Below are 17,568 nucleotides of genomic sequence, written 5' to 3' on the forward strand. Positions count from 1 at the left end.
AGCTTGTCTCGCGATCTTTTGACCTTTAAAAGATCGCGAGACAAGCTCGCGCCTACAGGGCTTATCCAACACGAATCATGATCTGAGCCATCACTGCCTGGCCATTGATGGTGCACCGCCCGTCCTTATGATGGCTCGCATGCCTTTCGCTGCGAGCCTGACCCATGACCCACGCCAAAACCCTCTATGACAAGCACATCGATGCGCACACCGTGTGCGCGCTCGATGACCAAGGGCATGTTTTGCTCTACATCGATCGTCAGGTCATTAACGAGTACACCAGCCCGCAAGCCTTCAGTGGTTTGCGCGAAGCCGGGCGTGATGTGTGGCGCCCGCAAACTGCACTGGCGGTGGTTGACCATGTGAACCCGACCGCGCCGCTGCGCGTTGCAGCCATGGCCGATGCCGGCGGGGCGTTACAGGTGTCGTACCTGCAACAGAACTGCGAAAAGTTCGCCATCGAGCTGTTTGATGTGCTCGACAAGCGCCAGGGCATCGAACACGTCATCGCCCCGGAACAAGGGTTTATCTTGCCCGGCATGGTGATCGCCGCCGGTGACAGCCACACCACTACCTACGGCGCACTGGGTGCGTTTGGATTCGGCATCGGCACCTCGGAAATCGAGCACCTGCTGGCCACCCAGACCCTGGTGTATAAACGCCTGAAAAGCATGCGTGTCACAGTCGACGGTGAGCTGGGCACAGGGCTGACCTCCAAAGACGTGATCATGGCTCTGATCGGCAAGATCGGTGCCTCCGGCGCCAGCGGCTACGCCATCGAGTTTGCCGGTTCAACCATTGAAGCGCTGAGCGTCGAAGCGCGCATGACCATCTGCAACATGGCCGTCGAAGCCGGTGCTCGCGGCGCCTTTATGGCCCCCGATGACAAAGTGTTCGCCTACCTGCAACTCAAGCCGCGCGCCCCGCAAGGCGAACAATGGGAACGCGCCGTGGCCTGCTGGCGCTTGCTGTACAGCGACCCCGGCGCACGCTTCGATCAAGAAGTGCACCTGGACGCCAGCGAGTTGCAACCCATGGTCACCTGGGGCACCAGCCCCGACCAGGCCGCGACCATTGGCAGCACCGTACCTGACCCGCAGGGTGTCAGCGATTTGATTTTGCGCCAGGACATGCGTCGCGCCTTGAGCTACATGGGCCTGGAGCCCGGCATGGCGCTGAACGAGGTGGTCATCAGCCACGCCTTTATCGGCTCCTGCACCAACGCCCGTATAGAAGATTTACGCGACGCGGCCCATGTTGTGCGCGGCCACAAAGTTGCAGCCCATGTACGCGCCATGATAGTTCCAGGCTCCACCCAGGTACGCGATCAGGCTGAAGCAGAAGGCTTGGCGGCGATCTTTATCGAGGCTGGATTTGAGTGGCGCCAGTCCGGCTGCTCGATGTGCCTGGCCATGAACGATGACGTGCTCGCCCCCGGCGACCGCTGCGCCTCCAGCACCAACCGCAACTTCGAAGGCCGCCAGGGCGCCGGGGCACGCACCCACCTGATGAGCCCGGCCATGGTCGCGGCCGCCGCCATTACCGGCCACCTCACTGACGTTCGCCAACTTGCCGGGAGACTCTGAGCATGCAACCTTTCACCACCGTCAGCGGCAAGGCCGCGCCCCTGCTCGCCGCTAATATCGACACCGACGTGATCATGCCCAAACAGTTTCTTAAAGGTATTGATCGCAACGGGCTGGACCGCGGTGTGTTTTTCGATCTGCGCTTTCTGCCCTCGGGCGCGCCAAACCCTGAGTTCATCCTCAATCAGCCCGCGTGGCAAGACGCGCGTTTTCTGGTCACCGGGCCGAACTTCGGCTGTGGTTCCAGCCGCGAGCATGCGGTCTGGGGCTTGAAACAGCTAGGTATCCGCGCACTGATTGGCAGCAGCTTCGCCGGGATTTTCTATGACAACTGCCAGCGCAACGGCGTACTGGTGATCACCCTCGAAGACGTATTGGTGCAGGCGCTGGGCCGACTCATCAGCCAGCCCGAAACGGCTGAAATCACGATTGACCTGATCACGCAAAGTATCCGCCTGGCGGAGGGGTCAGTGATTGAATTCAAGATCGACGACCTACGTAAAACTACGCTGTTACAGGGGCTGGATGCGATAGGCAGCACCTTGCAGCGCAGCGCGCAGATTCGTGAATTTGAGCAGCGGCATTTGCAGGCTAATCCCTGGTTGCGCTGAAAAGCGCCCTCACCCCAGCCCCCTGTAGGAGTTGCCGCCCCGTCTTCGACGCCGCGCTGTCGCGCATCAAACAGGACACTGTAGTCGCTGACGAGGTACGAAGGCTGCGATCGGCTGCGTGCAGCCGTAAAACCATCCACTTCGGGATTCTTGGGTACATATCCATTGCTGCGGCAACGGCCACTTAGGGTTCCGCCCTTACGGCGCGTCACTTTGAAAGCGCAAAGTAACCAAACGCTTTTTGCCCCAACCCCTCGGTGCCTCGCTGAGGCTCGGCATGCCCTCACCACAGGCCTTGCTCCGTGGGTCCGCCGCGATCGGCCATCCCTGGCCGTGTCGCGGCTAACCCGGCGTCCTGCCGGGTTAGCCACTGCGCAAAACCTGCGTTCGGCCAGCGTGGTTTAACGGGGCCTCTCAGATCAAAAGCCAGATCAAGATCAAAAGATCGCGAGCAAGCTCGCTCCTACAAGGCCTTTAGAATCAATCACTTATTTTATGTTTGATAAGAGCGAGCTTGTCTCGCGATCTGTTGATCTTTAAAAGATCGCGAGACGAGCTCGATCCTACAAGGTGGAGAGTTGTCGCAGGTGCGCCTGCAAAAACTCCACACACACCCGCAACTTGCCGGAATTGGCCAACCGCGTCGGGTACACCGCCCATACGTCGGCGCTTTGCCGGTAGTCAGCCAGCACTTGCACCAGCCGCCCTTGGTCCAGCAGCGGTTTTACATCCCACATCGAGCGCAGCAACACACCGCGCCCGTCCAGCGCCCACTGCAATACGATTTCGCCGCTGTTGGAAGACAGCGGCCCGCTGACCCTCACGCTGGCTTCACCTTCCGGGCCTTGCAGTTGCCAGATACCAAATGCGTTGTCGCGTTCTTTAAGCACCAGGCAATCGTGCTGCTGCAAATCTTGCAGCGACTCAGGCACGCCCCGGCGCTTGAGGTAATCGGGCGAGGCGCACAGTACGCGGTTGTTGGTCACCAGACGACGGCCGATGTGTTGACCGGCAATGTCATCGCCCACATGGATTTCCAGGTCGAACCCTTCATGCACAATGTCCACCACACGATCAAACACATCGAGGCGGATTTCCAGTTCCGGGTATTGCTCGGCCAGTAACGAAATGGCCGGCGCGACATGGTTGCGGCCAAAGCCAAAGCTGCTGCACAGGTGCAAACGGCCACGGGGCGCGGTATGCGCTTCGGACAGTTCGTCCTGCAACTGCTGAACATCATCGAGGATGCGCACCGCCCAGCGCTGCACCCGCTCACCGTCGTCGGTCAGGGCGACACGTCGACTGGTGCGGTGCAGCAAGCGGCTGCCAAGGGTGGTTTCAAGGATCTGGATACGTTTGCTGACATAGGCCGGGGACAATCCCAGCTCTTCTGCCGCCGCGGCAAAGCCGCCCTTGCGCACAACCGTAAGGAACACCCGCAGGTCTTCAGGCAACGGCGCAGTGTCTTTTTTGGGCGGCATGGTCATGAACGCGTGGCGACAAGAATGCAGAGAATAGCTCAGCGCAAAAAAGGCAGCACGTGCTCAAGCAGCAATTGCGGGACTTCCTCGCCAATGTAGTGCCCGCACGGTAACGCCTGGCCACGCACATCGGTTGCGACTTTCTGCCATTCGGCCAGCGGGTCGAAACAGCGCCCGACCGTGCCTTGCGCGCCCCACAGCACCAGCACCGGCAGGTTCAGTTGCCGACCGGCATCGATGTCTTCGCGGTCATGCTCAAGGTCGATGCTGGCGCTGGCGCGGTAGTCCTCGCAGATCCCCCGCGCCGTACCTGGCAATTGAATGCAGCGCACGTATTCGGCCAGCGCAGGCGCCGTAAACGGCTGCAAACCGGCGCTGCGACTGCCCATCACGCTCAACAGGTATTGCTCGGGGTCGGCTTCGATCAGGCGTTCCGGCAGCGGCGCCGGGCGAATCAAAAAGAACCAGTGCCAGTAAGCCCGGGCAAAGGCTTCGTCGGTCTGCGCGTACATCGCCAGCGTCGGCGCGATGTCGAGCATCACCAAACGGTTGACGGTCTGCGGGTGGTCCAGCGCCAGACGATGAGCCACGCGCGCACCGCGATCATGGGCCAGCACCGAAAACTGCTCAAACCCCAGGCTGCGCATCAGCTCCAGCGAATCGCGGGCCATTTCACGTTTGCTGTAGTTGCTGTGATCGGCCACCGCTTCGGGCTTTTCGCTGTCACCGTAACCGCGCAAGTCGGCCGCGACCACCGTGAAGTGCTCCGCCAACTGCTCAGCGACCTTGTGCCAGATGACGTGCGTTTGCGGGTGGCCATGGATCAACAACAATCCGGGCCCGTTGCCGCCAATACGGTAGGCAATGTGAACGCCATTGACCTGGCGCTGAGCTGTTTGAAATCCCGCGAACATGAGGCTGCTCCTTCTAATGGTCAGCCCATGCTAGGGCCCTCAGATTCTGCTGCAAGGGCCAAACCGTGGCGGCTCGATTCATGAAGTGTGAAACATCGCACCCCCACCCTCACTAAGCGGGCAAGAACACACAGGCGGTCAAGCCGCCCCCGTCACGATTGCTCAACGTCAGACTGCCCTTGTGGCTGATGGCAATGCGCTTGGCGATACTCAGGCCCAAACCAAAACCGCCGGACTGATCGTTGCGCGAGTGATCGGCGCGCACGAACGGGTCGGTGATCGACTGCAACACCGCTGGCGCAATGCCCGGCCCGCGATCGTTGATGCGCAACGTTACGCCGCTAGACGAGCGCTCGACCTCAAGGGTGATGTCGCAGGCATAGGCTTGTGCGTTTACCAGCAAGTTCTGCAAGCAACGGTGCAACAGCACGCCGTTGGCGTAGATCATCCCGCCCCGGCCGCTGACCGGCAACGGCTCGGCGGCGGTCGACAACTCTGCGCACAGGTTGCGCAACACGCTGTCGACATCAATAAACTGGCACGTGTGCTGGTTGGCGCTCTGCAAATAGACGAGTACCTGGGTAATCATTTTGTCCATTTGGTAGATGTTCTGCTTCAAGCGCTCACGCTGATCGAGATCGCTCAACCGCTCGATGCGCAAGCGCATGCGGGTCAATGGCGTGCGCAGGTCGTGGGACACCGCCGCAAGAAAAAAACTCTGGTCATTGACCATCGCGACAATCTGTTTCTGCATGGCGTTGAAGGTCTGGGCGGCCTGGCGAACCTCCAGCGGCCCTTCAACCGCCAATGGCTTCTGATCCAGGTTATCGCCCAGCGCATTGGCGGCATCACTCAGCCGTTTAAGCGGGCGCAGGCACAGCCGCACCGCCAGCCAGCACATCCCGATCACGCCGATAATGCGCACCACATAGACCCGCAGAATGTAGTCGGCAATCAAGGCCCACGCCGACTCACCGCTCCAGCCCTGCAACTCGTGCCCCTCGATGCTCAACCAATGACCGTCGGCCAGCGGCACCGCGAAGTCGATGTGCGCCGTGGCCGTTTGCAGGCCAAACAGGCTGCGCCAGACCAGCGGTTGGCCCTGCGCATCGGTGAGGTCGACCTCGATCATTTCAACCGTGGGCTCATGCCCCAATTCATATGCCAGCGCCTGTTTCAATAGCAGCGCTGTGCGTCGGGCAGCACGGTCGTTTTCAGGTTGGCTATCGGGTTTCGCGGCCAGACACCTGACCGTGTAATTGGCCGGTGCTTTCTGCGGCTGACCCGGCAAACAACCGGGCTGGTCAATCAGTGGTGCGGTGCGGCTGGCCATTAGCCGGACCGGGGCTTCGAGCACCTGTGCATAACGCACGTCGAACCAGATGCTGCTCGACAACAATTGAATGGCCAGCGTGCCGCTGACCAGAATCAGCGTGAGCTGGCCAAACAGGGTTTTCGGCCACAGGCGCATCACCCCCTTCATCAGCAGGTCGCGCACCGGGCTAAACCGCCGCTTCAGGGCTGGATACGCTCAACAGATAGCCTTCATTGCGCACGGTCACGATCTGCACGGGCCCGTCCTTGAAATGCTGGCGCAGGCGGCTGATGCACATGTCGATCGAGCGGTCGTCGGGCGCGTATTCACGGCCCATTGCACTCAGCGTTAATTGATCACGGGACAGCACCTGCTCACGGGTTTGGAGCAAATCACGCAACACCCTGAAATCGGAGCGCGGCAAGGTCAGGGTCTGACCATCCGGGGTGTGCAGCAGGCGCTTTACATCATCGAGACGATAACCGGCGAACTCGCGGTGGGTCGTGACCGGGCGATCCACAACGGGCTCGGCCCGAGTTTGTCGGCGCATCACCGCCTTGATTCTGGCCACCAGCTCACGGGGCTCGAAAGGCTTGGTCAGGTAATCATCGGCGCCCACCTCCAGGCCAATGATGCGATCCAGCGCTGAGCCTTTGGCCGACAGCATGATGACGCTCAGGCCGGGGCGCGACTGCAACTGGCGGCACAGGCTGAGGCCGTCTTCGCCCGGCAGCATGACGTCCAGCACCACCAGGTCGACCGCCTGGCGCTCAAGGTGCGCCCACATCTGCACGCCATCGGCAGCGGCCAGCACCTGATCGCCGTTCTCACTCAGGTAGTCGCAGAGCAACTCGCGGATTTCATCGTCGTCATCGACCACCAACAGCGTCTTGGCGGCCGCGAGGGGTTTGGGGGTGGGCAAAACGTACTGCTCATTACATTCCATTACATACCCACACATATCCGTAATAGTGCCTGACGGCGCGATACCTAAAATGCTACCAAACATTATCTGCAAATACGAAGTATTACCAATGACAACGCAGGGCATGATGACGGATCTCTCAGCACGACCTTTGATATTAAGCACCCCTTCTCGCCTTTCAGCTCCCCGCAGCCCTGTCGCAATCATGGTCGCCATGGGCCTCAGTGCAATGCTCGGCATGACCAGCCAACAGGCTGGCGCCGCGCCGCTGGAACTCGACACCCTGAATGTCCAGGGCACCCAGCCCTCGGCCGATGAAAGCAGCGGCCAACTGGGTTACACCGTCAAGAGCACCACCAGTTCGACGGGTATGAAACTCACCCCGCGCCAGACGCCACAGTCGGTCACCACCATCACTCAGGAACAAATGGCCGACCGCCAGATCACCAATATCGAGCAAGCGCTGGACAGCGCACCCGGCATCACCATGAGCAAATCGGAAGTGGGCGGGCGCACCGAGTACCGGGCACGCGGCTATCCGATCACAAACTGGAAAACCGACGGCCTGCAGTTCCCGGGCGGCTCGGACTTCAGCGGCGCCGGTAACTCGCTGAACATGGACATGTACGAACGTATCGACATCGTTCGCGGTGCCAATGGCCTGTTGGGCGGCACCGGCGACCCGTCGGCCACCGTCAACCTGATGCGCAAACGTCCGGGCTTCGAGTTCGGCGGCCGTGCTTACGCCACCTATGGCAGCTGGGATAAACGGCGCCTGGGCGCTGACCTCAACGTGCCCTTGTCAGAAGATGGCCGCTTGCGCTCGCGCCTGGTCATGACCCAAGAAGACTCCAACTCTTTCCGTGACCATCAGTCCGACCGTTCGCGGGCCGCGCTGGCCAACTTTGAATTTGACCTGACCGACGCCACAACCCTGGGCGCCGGCTATCAATACGAGTACTACAAGAACGTCGGCGGCGGCTGGGGCGCGAACATCCCGATCTGGTACGGCGATGGCAGTAAAACCCACCTGCCGCGCAGCACCAACGTGGTGCCGAGCTGGAGTTTTGGCGAATACACCACCCGTACGGCGTTCGGCTCGCTGGAGCATCGTTTTGACAACGACTGGACGCTTAACGTCAAAGCCTCGCAAAGCACCACTGAAGCGTTGAATCACCGTGGGCTGGCCAAGGTCAACTCCAAAGGCGGCGGCGCATTCGGCGGCTATTGGAATCAGGATGGCACCGGCGCCGTGCTCAATGGCTTGCACAGCTCTACCGACACCACCCAGCAATCGGCACAAGTCGACGTGACCGGCCCGTTCAGCTTGTTCGGCCGTACCCATCAGGCCATGTTCGGCTATAACGACAGCCGCACCGTCGCCTGGTCGCCTCAGTACCGTTGCAACATGGTCAGCGATGACCGCACCAGCGCCAGCGCGCTGGGGTGCCAGTTCCGCGCCAACAACGGCTTCCCGATTACCGACTGGCACAACGGGGTGGACAGCGACTACCGGATCAACGCCTACAAGACCGGCCTGCACACCAAAACCACCACCCGCCTGCAAGGTATGTATGCAGCCACCCGCCTGAGCATTACCGACCCCTTGTCGGTGATCCTCGGCGCGCGCATCAGCGACTACAGCAGCACCACGTTGTCGACTAACGGTGCGCGCAGCAATCAACAACAAAACGGCATCGTCACGCCTTACCTGGGCGCGGTGTATGACCTCAACGACACCTACTCGCTGTACGCCAGCTACACCGACATCTTCAGCCCGCAAAGCGAAGAAAACGCCAACGGCAACAAGATCGAGCCGATTCGCGGTCAGAGCTACGAAACCGGAATTAAAGGTGAGTGGTTCGACGGCCAGGTCAATGCGCAAGCGGCCTACTTCCTGACCCGTCAGGAAAACAAGGCGGTGACCGATGGCGCTAATACCACGCCCACCGGTAACCAGGCCTACACCACGGGCACCGGCGTAGAAACCGAAGGTATCGACCTCGAAGTCTCCGGCGCCTTGACGCCAAACTGGAATGTCTACGGTGGCTATACTTACCTGCACTTCCGCCGTCTCAACGCCGACGGCCAAAGTGACCCGTCGCACTTGTTCAAGGCCTCGACCACCTACCGCTTGTCGGGTGCACTTGATCGCCTGACCTTAGGCACCGGCGTCACCGCGCAAACCAGCATTCGCGCCACGTCTACCCCGGCGGGCATTCCCACCAACGGTGTGAGCCGCGGCCCCACCGACGTGACCTGGGCGGGTTATGCCATCTGGAGCGCAATGGCTAAATACGACCTCACCGATGACACGGCCGTGACCCTGAATGCCAACAACCTCTTCGACAAAACCTACTACACCCGATACGGCTTCTATGCAGGCGCCATTTATGGTGATCCGCGCAGCCTGTCGTTGACCCTGAGTACTGCATTTTGAGGCCCGGCCCGATCCTTCCCCCCAGGTAAGCCACGCTTCAATGTGCAACTACCGAAGCCCGCCCTATGGCGGGCTTCGTCTATTGGACAACGGGCAAAAAAGCCACGGTGGGAACATCACACCGTCATCAAGGTCGGTTACTTAAATAGCTCACTTTGGCGACCCGACGAAGGCTTATAAAAATGCGACATTTTTAGTTGATCTAAGCGCAGTCACGCCCTAAAGTTCGCGCCGAACATCCATGCTGGAAACGATCCATCCGGCTCAAGTACTGACGACGAGAGAGCAAGCTTTCGGCGGACATGCCTTGGGAAGTAGGCGAACCAAAGTGGGGATACGGAGGATGTTCATTTGCACCCATTGATTTATGACGTTTGCCACTAGGAGTCCCTACGTATGTCGATTCAGGTCGAAGAATATTTCGCGCGCGAAACCTTCCAAAAAATGAAGGCGTTCGCTGACACCCAAGAAACCCCGTTCGTGGTGATCGACACCGCCATGATCAGCCAGGCTTACGACGACCTGCGTGCAGGTTTCGAATTCGCCAAGGTGTACTACGCGGTCAAGGCCAACCCGGCCGTTGAAATCATCAACCTGTTGCGCGACAAAGGCTCGAGCTTCGACATCGCTTCGATTTACGAGCTGGACAAAGTGATGGCCCAGGGCGTGACCCCGGATCGCATCAGCTACGGCAACACCATCAAAAAATCCAAAGACATTCGCTACTTCTACGAAAAAGGCGTGCGCCTGTTTTCGACCGACTCCGAAGCCGACCTGCGCAACATTGCCAAGGCCGCACCGGGCTCCAAAGTCTACGTGCGCATCCTCACTGAAGGCTCGACCACGGCTGACTGGCCGCTGTCGCGCAAGTTCGGCTGCCAGACCGACATGGCCATGGACCTGCTGATCCTGGCCCGCGACCTGGGCCTGGTGCCTTACGGTATTTCGTTCCACGTGGGTTCGCAGCAGCGCGACATCAGCGTGTGGGACGCGGCCATCGCCAAAGTCAAAGTGATCTTCGAGCGCCTCAAAGAAGAAGACGGCATCGTGCTCAAGCTGATCAACATGGGTGGCGGCTTCCCGGCCAACTACATCACCCGTACCAACAGCCTGGAAACCTACGCCGAAGAAATCATTCGCTTCCTGAAAGAAGACTTCGGTGACGACCTGCCAGAAATCATTCTGGAGCCGGGCCGTTCGTTGATCGCCAATGCCGGGATTCTGGTCAGTGAAGTGGTCCTGGTCGCCCGCAAGTCGCGCACCGCTGTTGAGCGTTGGGTGTACACCGATGTCGGCAAATTCTCTGGTTTGATCGAAACCATGGACGAAGCCATCAAGTTCCCGATCTGGACTGAAAAGAAAGGCGAAATGGAAGAAGTGGTCATCGCCGGTCCTACCTGCGACAGCGCCGACATCATGTACGAAAACTACAAATACGGCCTGCCACTCAACCTGGCCATCGGTGATCGCCTGTACTGGTTGTCGACCGGCGCCTACACCACCAGCTACAGCGCTGTTGAGTTCAATGGCTTCCCGCCACTGAAGTCGTTCTACCTGTAAGCCTTACAGAAAAACCTCCCTGGATTGGCCTCCGGGGAGGTTTTTTTATGGCCTGACGGCGCCGCCGATGGGTGTCACACCGCCTGCTGCAAGGTGTTGATTCGCGCTTGATACACCTCACCCATCGCCCGAATGGCCGGCTCTTTGGCCTCAAGCAACGCCACGCGGCTGACCCGCAAAAACTTCAGGTTGCCGATGGCCTGGGCACGCTCCAGCCAGACCAGAGCACCCTCTACATCACCGCGCTCGGCCAGCACGGCGGCGTGGCTGAATTGCCCGCGAAAATCACCGGCATGGGCGGAGCGTTCATACCATTGGCGCGCGCCCTGCGGGTCTGCCGGGCAATAACGACCGTCTTCAAGGTAGCGCCCCAGCAAGTTCATCGACTTGGCGTGACCCAAATGCGCGGCTTCGCGGTACAGCGCAAACGCTGCGTATTGGTCTTGCACCACACCGCGCCCGGTCGCCAGCAAGTTAGCGTAGTTGTACAGCCCCCAATCGAGCCCGCCCTGAGCTGCCAGGCGGTAATGGCTGGCGGCCGCGCGCTCATCCAGCTCGCATCCCCAGCCATGTTCAAGGCAGCGCCCGAGCATGTTGCGCGCCATCAAGTGCCCGCCGTTGGCGGCAATGGCGAACCAGCGAAAGGCCAGCGGCACATCGCGCTCAATACCCTGCCCTTCCAGCAGGATCTGGCCGAGCAGCGCTTGTCCTTCAAGAATGCCTTGCTTGGCAGCCATCAAAATGGCTTGTGCGGCACGGGCCGGGTTCTCGGCGAGCATGCTTTGTAGTTGCTCGCCGCTGAGCAGTTCTTCGCGGCGTAATTGAAAGCTCATGGCTTACACCTCAACCCAGCGGCGCAACAGGTTGTGGTAGGTGCCGGTGAGTTGAATCAGTGACGGGTGATCGGGCACATCGCGTGTCAATTGCTGAATGGCGTTGTCCATCTCGAACAGCAAGGTGCGCTGGCTGTCTTCACGGACCAGGCTTTGGGTCCAGAAAAACGAGGCAAAACGGGCGCCACGGGTCACCGCGTTGACCTTGTGCAAACTGGTACCGGGGTACAACACCATATCCCCCGCCGGGAACTTGACCTGCTGCACACCGTAGGTGTCCTGGATCACCAACTCACCGCCGTCGTAGTCCTGCGGGTCACTGAAAAACAGGGTGGCCGACAAGTCCGTGCGCACCCGCTCCGGGCTGCCCTTGGGCTGGCGCACCGCGTTGTCGATATGAAAGTCGAAACTTCCGCCCCCGGTGTAGCAGTTGATCAGCGGCGGGAACACTTTGTGCGGCAAGGCCGCCGACATGAACAACGGGTTTTGCCACAAGCGCTCAATCATCGCCGCGCCGATTTCCTTGGCCAGCGGGTGACCTTCGGGCAATTGCAAGTTGTGCTTGGCTTTGGCGGACTGATACCCGGCAGTGATTTTGCCGTCGGCCCACTCTGTGGCCATCAACGCCTCTCGAATGCGCTGGACTTCTTCACGGGAGAACAAGCCGGGAATGTGCAGCAGCATGGCGCGATACCTGAACAAGAGAAGGGTGCCAATGGTATTGATTCTTATTGATCGTGTAAAACTTTGTTAAAAAAACGGGGGACGAACAGCCTTGCAAAACCCGTAACGGCAAATTGTAAAGAATGTAAATTTAGCGCGAATAGTAATCCCTCTCAATTGTTAGGAGGAATTGTTTGCACTATATTCCGCCCTCAAATTCCGGGGGGAGGATCTTCAGATGTCGCGCCAACGTATAAAAATACCTGCCAATTCACCGCGTTTACTGGCTTCGGCCATCGGTGTAGCGCTCACGGCAACCTCTGTCAACCAGATGGCCCAGGCCGCTGAAAGCACCGAAAAGCCAGCGCAAGGCAACAGTATTTCTTTGGGTGCAACCACCGTGACCGGTGAGCAAACTCAGCAGTCGTACCAGACAGAAAAAGCCAGCTCCCAGAAGTACACCGCGCCGCTGGTCGACACGCCGCGCTCGGTCACCGTCATCCCGCAGCAAGTGCTGCAAGACACCGCCGCCACCTCGCTGCAAGACGCCCTGCGCACCGTACCGGGTGTGACATTTGGCGCCGGCGAAGGCGGCAACCCACAAGGCGACCGTCCTTTTATTCGTGGCTTTGACGCCCAGGGCGATACCTACCTGGATGGCGTGCGCGACGCAGGCGGGCAAACCCGCGAAATTTTCGACATCGAATCCATCGAAGTCAGCAAAGGCCCGAACTCGTCGTTCGGTGGCCGTGGCTCGGCGGGCGGTAGCTTGAACCTGGTGAGCAAGACCCCAAAACTGGGCGACTTCCTCAACGGTGGCTTCACCTACGGCTCGGACCAGACCCGCCGCTACACCGTCGACATCAACCGTCAGTTCCTCGACACCGCCGCGTTCCGTCTGAACCTGATGAGCCACGAGCAAAACGTCGCGGGCCGTGATTCGGTCAACTACGACCGCTGGGGCATCGCTCCCTCGCTGACCTTCGGCCTGGGCACCGACACCCGTCTGAACCTCAGCTACTACCACCTCAAAAGCGACGACCTGCCAGATTCGGGCATTCCTTACGGCTACGGCAGCGCGTCTAAAACCGCCGCGCACGTACACGACAAACCGGACGACGGCGGCAACAGCAATAACTTCTACGGCCTCAAAGACCGCGATTTCCGCAAGACCCGTGTCGACATCAGCACCATCACGTTCGAACACGACTTCAACGATTCGATGACCGTGAAGAACACCTTCCGTCACGGCAACACCGGCCAGGACTACATCCTGACCCAGCCAGACGACAGCCAGCACAACGTGAACCAGTACGGCACCGTTTGGCGCCGCGCCAACACCCGTGTGTCGACGACCCAGACCACCACCAATCAGACTGACCTGTACGGTAACTTCAACCTGGCGGGCTTCAAGAACACCTACTCCACCGGTGTTGAGTTCACTCGCGAAGAAACCCGCGCCAGCGGCTACACCGTAACGCCGAACAGCAACCCTAAACCGGACGGCTGTACACCTGGTATGGTCGGTAACAGCGGCGGCCAGTGCACCTCGCTGTCCAACCCGAACCCGAGTGACGAGTGGACCGGCACCGAAGCGCGCAACTACTACGGCACCAACACCGTGGGCGTGACCAAAGCGGCCTACGTGTTTGACACCCTCGAACTCGACCCGCAATGGCTGCTCAACGCCGGCCTGCGTTACGACCAGTTTGATACCACCGCGAACACCAACGCCGCGACGGGCCGTACCAAAGCCAAAAACGACAGCAACTTCTTCAACTGGCAGACCGGTCTGGTCTGGAAACCACTGGATAACGGCAGCGTTTACCTGTCCTACGCCACATCGGCCACACCGCCAGGCGGCATCGTCGGTGAAGGCGTCGAAGGTAATGGCCTGATTGCTCCGGGCAGCATCATCACCAGCGACCTCAAGCCTGAAGAAACCGTTAACTACGAACTGGGCACCAAGTGGGATGTGTTCCAGGACCGTCTGTCCCTGACCGCTGCGGTGTTCCGTACCGAGAAGAAAAACACCCGTGTCCTGACCGACTCGTACACCTATGAAAACGCCGGTAAATCCCGTGTTGACGGTATCGAACTGTCGGCCAGCGGCAAAATCACAGACAAGTGGCAAGTGTTTGCAGGCTACAGCTACCTGAAAAGCGAGCTGGTTGATCCGGGCATGAAAGCCAACCGTAACGGCAGCGTGAACACGGCTGCAGTGTCGGACAAAGGCAACGAAATGCCGAACACGCCGAAAAACAGCTTCAGCCTGTGGACCACTTATGAAGTCATGCCGAAGCTGACCATTGGCGGCGGTGCGTTCTATGTCGACGCGGTCTATGGCGACACGGCGAACACCGTTTATGTGCCGTCCTACACTCGCTACGATGCGATGGCCAGCTACAAGCTGACCAAAAACATCGACCTGCAACTGAACGTGCAAAACCTGACGGACAAAACGTACTACGACAAAGCGTATGCGGCACACTTCGCCAATCAGGCGGCAGGCCGTACAGCCTTGTTGACTACCAGCTTCCACTTCTAAGCGCGCAAGCCACTGTGGGCCAGCCCACAGCGACAACCAGTGCCCCGACCCAACCATGGCCGGGGCATTTGCGTGTAAACAACTGTGTCACGGCATAATGCGCGGTGACGCAACACATTGAGCGAGCAAGGCGGCCGTCGTGTTTAAGAAAACCCTGTTCCAGCTGCACTGGTTTTTTGGAATAACCGCAGGGCTGGTCCTGGCTCTGATGGGCATCACAGGCGCGACCGTGTCGTTTCAGGACGAGATACTGGACTGGCTCAATCCGACCGTGCTCAAGGTCCAGAAGCTCGACAGCGGCGTGCTGCCGCCTGCCGAATTGGTGCGTAAAGTCGAGGCCACCGAAGGCAAACAAGTGGCCATGATTTGGGGCGGCATTGACACCGAGAGCGCCTCGCGCATTTTTTTCACCCCGCCGCCGGGCGAACGCCGTGGCCAATTGCGCTATGTCGACCCGTACACCGGCGACTACCAGGGCGACGTCTCTGGCCTGGGCTTTTTCAACCTGATGCTGCAACTGCACCGTTTTCTGGCCATCGGTGATACCGGCCGCCAGATCACCGGGGCCTGCACCTTGATGCTGCTGTTTTTCTGCCTGTCGGGCTTGTACCTGCGCTGGCCGCGCAAGGCATTGAACTGGCGCGCCTGGCTGACCCTGGACTGGGCGAAAAAAGGCCGCAGCTTCAACTGGGACCTGCACGCGGTGGCCGGCACCTGGTGCTTGATCTTTTACCTGTTGGTCGCCCTGACCGGCTTGTCCTGGTCCTACGAGTGGTACAACAAAGGCCTGCAAAAGCTCTTCTCCGACAGCCCCAACAGTGAACAACGCAAAGGCGGGCGCGGTGGGCCGCCGAGTGCCGGTGGCGCACCGCTGGTGGCGGACTATGACGCGATGTGGGCCAGTATCCAGAAAGCCGCCGGGCCTGACCTGAGCCAGTTCAACATCCGCATGCCCCCTGCTGGCGGCATGCCCGCGACGGTCTATTACCTCTTGAAAACCTCGCCCCATGAGCGAGCCCTCAACCAGATCACTCTCGACCCGGCTACCGGCGTGGTGAAGCGCGTCGATCGCTATGACGAAAAAAGCTACAAGGCGCAATTGCTGACCAGCATCTACGCCCTGCACACCGGCAGCTACTGGGGCATCACCGGGCGTGTGCTGGTCACCGTGGCGTCCCTGACCATGCCGCTGTTCTTTATTACCGGCTGGTTGCTGTACCTGGACCGTCGGCGCAAAAAACGCCAGGTTAAACAGGCGCGACAGGGCTTTAGCGACACCCAGAGCGATGCGTCGTCCTGGCTCATCGGCTTTGCCAGCCAGAGCGGGTTTGCCGAGCAACTGGCCTGGCAAACTGCCGGGCAATTGCAGGCGGCGGGCTTGCCGGTGCGCGTCCAGCCATTGGCCGCCGTCAGCGAAGAAGACTTACAGCAGGCCAGCAATGCCTTGTTTGTGGTCAGCACTTTTGGCGATGGCGAAGCCCCGGACAGCGCGCGCGGCTTTGAACGCAAAATCCTCGGCCAACCGCTGAGCCTCAGCGCCCTCAAGTACTCGGTGCTGGCCTTGGGTGATCGCCAGTATCCGCACTTTTGCGGCTTTGCCATCCGTATCCAGCAATGGCTGGCAGAGCGTGGCGCGCAGTCGTTGTTCAGTCCGGTGCAGGTCGACAGTGGCGACCCCGAAGCCCTGCACCACTGGCAAGTGCACCTCAGTCAACTGACAGGCGCTGTGCCCGGCGCCAACTGGCAAGCGCCGAGCTACACCAACTGGCCCCTTGAGCAGCGGCAACTGCTTAACCCTGACAGCAGCGGTTCCGGGGTTTACCTGCTGGGCCTCAGCGCGCCTGACGCCAGCTTCACCTGGCAGGCAGGAGATCTGGTTGAGGTGATGCCAAGGCAATCGACCTGGGCGGTTGAACACCTGCTCGATGGGTTGGGCTTGTCGGCAAACACACCGGTGCACCTGGATGGCCTGCAAGAAACCCTCGCTCAAGCGTTGGCCAGCCGCCAATTGCCAGAGAATCGCGGCCACTTGGTCGGCCTCCACGCTCAGGCGCTGGTCGACGCCCTGATCCCGTTGAACATGCGCGAATACTCGATTGCCTCCATTCCCCAGGACGGCGTGCTGCAACTGATCGTGCGCCAGGAGCGCCACCCCGATGGCAGCCTGGGCCTGGGTTCAGGTTGGCTGACTGAACATGCACCACTGGGCGCGGCGATCAGCCTGCGGCTGCGGCGCAACAGTGGCTTCCACCTGCCTGCCGAACCTTGCCCGTTGATCCTGCTGGGTAACGGCACCGGGCTTGCCGGGCTGCGCAGTTTGCTCAAGGCCCGAATCGCCCAAGGCCAGCAGCCAAACTGGTTGTTGTTTGGCGAACGCAATGCGGCGCACGACTTCTACTGCCGCGACGAACTGCAAGGTTGGTTGGCCAGTGGTGAGTTGGCCCGACTGGACCTGGCCTTCTCACGGGACCAGGCGCACAAGGTGTATGTGCAAGACCGGCTGCGCGAGGCTGCCGATGAACTGCGTCGCTGGCTGGCAGACGGTGCGGCGATTTACATCTGCGGCAGCCTGAACGGCATGGCAGCGGGCGTGGATCAAACGCTGATCGACCTGCTCGGGGCTGATGCGGTGCAACAGTTGATCGAACAAGGGCGTTATCGCCGGGATGTGTACTAATCGATAATCACCGCC

The 17,568-nt window shown here is 60.1% G+C and carries 12 protein-coding genes; 6 read left to right on the forward strand and 6 right to left on the reverse strand.

Annotated features, from left to right (window positions below; translation table 11 throughout):
- The first annotated feature begins 164 nt into the window (after positions 1–164).
- Together leuC and leuD are read left to right on the forward strand one after the other, a co-directional pair.
- Positions 165–1,586 (forward strand): 3-isopropylmalate dehydratase large subunit, encoded by a 1,422-nt coding sequence (gene leuC / locus AAEZ03_RS09310; protein ID WP_350577971.1) that lies wholly within the window; start codon positions 165–167, stop codon positions 1,584–1,586.
- Positions 1,583–2,197: a 3-isopropylmalate dehydratase small subunit gene (gene leuD, locus AAEZ03_RS09315; protein ID WP_350578084.1), complete on the forward strand. Its 615-nt coding sequence runs from the start codon at positions 1,583–1,585 to the stop codon at positions 2,195–2,197. Before leuC ends, leuD begins: the two co-directional genes overlap by 4 nt.
- A 563-nt stretch (positions 2,198–2,760) precedes the next feature.
- Here leuD and AAEZ03_RS09320 read toward each other — a convergent pair.
- From AAEZ03_RS09320 to AAEZ03_RS09335, 4 genes are all read right to left on the reverse strand, one after another.
- Positions 2,761–3,678: a LysR substrate-binding domain-containing protein gene (locus AAEZ03_RS09320; protein ID WP_350577973.1), complete on the reverse strand. Its 918-nt coding sequence runs from the start codon at positions 3,676–3,678 to the stop codon at positions 2,761–2,763.
- Between the two features lie 38 nt (positions 3,679–3,716).
- Positions 3,717–4,592 carry an alpha/beta fold hydrolase gene (locus tag AAEZ03_RS09325; protein ID WP_278938373.1) on the reverse strand — a complete coding sequence of 292 codons (876 nt, stop codon included), beginning with the start codon at positions 4,590–4,592 and terminating at the stop codon, positions 3,717–3,719.
- A 112-nt stretch (positions 4,593–4,704) separates the two neighbouring features.
- Positions 4,705–6,075, reverse strand: coding sequence for an ATP-binding protein (locus tag AAEZ03_RS09330; protein ID WP_350578087.1), 1,371 nt, complete (start codon positions 6,073–6,075; stop codon positions 4,705–4,707).
- A 19-nt stretch (positions 6,076–6,094) separates the two neighbouring features.
- A complete protein-coding gene (locus AAEZ03_RS09335) occupies positions 6,095–6,853 on the reverse strand; it encodes a response regulator (protein ID WP_350577976.1) in 759 nt (252 codons plus the stop codon).
- A 184-nt stretch (positions 6,854–7,037) separates the two neighbouring features.
- Here AAEZ03_RS09335 and AAEZ03_RS09340 point away from each other — a divergent pair, with 184 nt between their 5' ends.
- A complete protein-coding gene (locus AAEZ03_RS09340; RefSeq protein WP_350577979.1) occupies positions 7,038–9,272 on the forward strand; it encodes a TonB-dependent siderophore receptor in 2,235 nt (744 codons plus the stop codon).
- A 396-nt stretch (positions 9,273–9,668) separates the two neighbouring features.
- Positions 9,669–10,832 carry a type III PLP-dependent enzyme gene (locus AAEZ03_RS09345; protein WP_048367284.1) on the forward strand — a complete coding sequence of 388 codons (1,164 nt, stop codon included), beginning with the start codon at positions 9,669–9,671 and terminating at the stop codon, positions 10,830–10,832.
- A gap of 74 nt (positions 10,833–10,906) precedes the next feature.
- Here AAEZ03_RS09345 and AAEZ03_RS09350 read toward each other — a convergent pair whose 3' ends face one another.
- Positions 10,907–11,665: a tetratricopeptide repeat protein gene (locus AAEZ03_RS09350; protein ID WP_350577982.1), complete on the reverse strand. Its 759-nt coding sequence runs from the start codon at positions 11,663–11,665 to the stop codon at positions 10,907–10,909.
- A gap of 3 nt (positions 11,666–11,668) precedes the next feature.
- On the reverse strand, positions 11,669–12,349 hold the full coding sequence (locus tag AAEZ03_RS09355; protein ID WP_350577985.1) for a Fe2+-dependent dioxygenase: 681 nt from the start codon (positions 12,347–12,349) through the stop codon (positions 11,669–11,671).
- Between the two features lie 217 nt (positions 12,350–12,566).
- On the opposite strand from AAEZ03_RS09355, the gene AAEZ03_RS09360 reads away from it, so the two are divergent.
- Together AAEZ03_RS09360 and AAEZ03_RS09365 are read left to right on the forward strand one after the other, a co-directional pair.
- On the forward strand, positions 12,567–14,876 hold the full coding sequence (locus AAEZ03_RS09360) for a TonB-dependent receptor (RefSeq protein WP_350577988.1): 2,310 nt from the start codon (positions 12,567–12,569) through the stop codon (positions 14,874–14,876).
- Between the two features lie 139 nt (positions 14,877–15,015).
- Positions 15,016–17,553: a PepSY domain-containing protein gene (locus tag AAEZ03_RS09365; RefSeq protein WP_350577991.1), complete on the forward strand. Its 2,538-nt coding sequence runs from the start codon at positions 15,016–15,018 to the stop codon at positions 17,551–17,553.
- The last annotated feature ends 15 nt before the right edge of the window (positions 17,554–17,568 follow it).

It is taken from the genome of Pseudomonas sp. HY2-MNA-CIBAN-0224, assembly GCF_040310285.1.
GTDB classification, from domain to species: domain Bacteria; phylum Pseudomonadota; class Gammaproteobacteria; order Pseudomonadales; family Pseudomonadaceae; genus Aquipseudomonas; species Aquipseudomonas helleri.

What these genes read in the sequence shown, in the direction of transcription:
- AAEZ03_RS09325 (WP_278938373.1), bottom strand. Translation starts at nt 4,592, where the DNA reads ATGTTCGCGGGATTTCAAACAGCTCAGCGCCAGGTCAATGGCGTTCAC.
- AAEZ03_RS09335 (WP_350577976.1), bottom strand. Translation starts at nt 6,853, where the DNA reads ATGGAATGTAATGAGCAGTACGTTTTGCCCACCCCCAAACCCCTCGCG.
- AAEZ03_RS09355 (WP_350577985.1), bottom strand. Translation starts at nt 12,349, where the DNA reads ATGCTGCTGCACATTCCCGGCTTGTTCTCCCGTGAAGAAGTCCAGCGC.
- AAEZ03_RS09320 (WP_350577973.1), bottom strand. Translation starts at nt 3,678, where the DNA reads ATGCCGCCCAAAAAAGACACTGCGCCGTTGCCTGAAGACCTGCGGGTG.
- AAEZ03_RS09345 (WP_048367284.1), top strand. Translation starts at nt 9,669, where the DNA reads ATGTCGATTCAGGTCGAAGAATATTTCGCGCGCGAAACCTTCCAAAAA.
- AAEZ03_RS09330 (WP_350578087.1), bottom strand. Translation starts at nt 6,075, where the DNA reads ATGAAGGGGGTGATGCGCCTGTGGCCGAAAACCCTGTTTGGCCAGCTC.
- leuC (WP_350577971.1), top strand. Translation starts at nt 165, where the DNA reads ATGACCCACGCCAAAACCCTCTATGACAAGCACATCGATGCGCACACC.
- AAEZ03_RS09360 (WP_350577988.1), top strand. Translation starts at nt 12,567, where the DNA reads ATGTCGCGCCAACGTATAAAAATACCTGCCAATTCACCGCGTTTACTG.
- AAEZ03_RS09340 (WP_350577979.1), top strand. Translation starts at nt 7,038, where the DNA reads ATGGTCGCCATGGGCCTCAGTGCAATGCTCGGCATGACCAGCCAACAG.
- AAEZ03_RS09350 (WP_350577982.1), bottom strand. Translation starts at nt 11,665, where the DNA reads ATGAGCTTTCAATTACGCCGCGAAGAACTGCTCAGCGGCGAGCAACTA.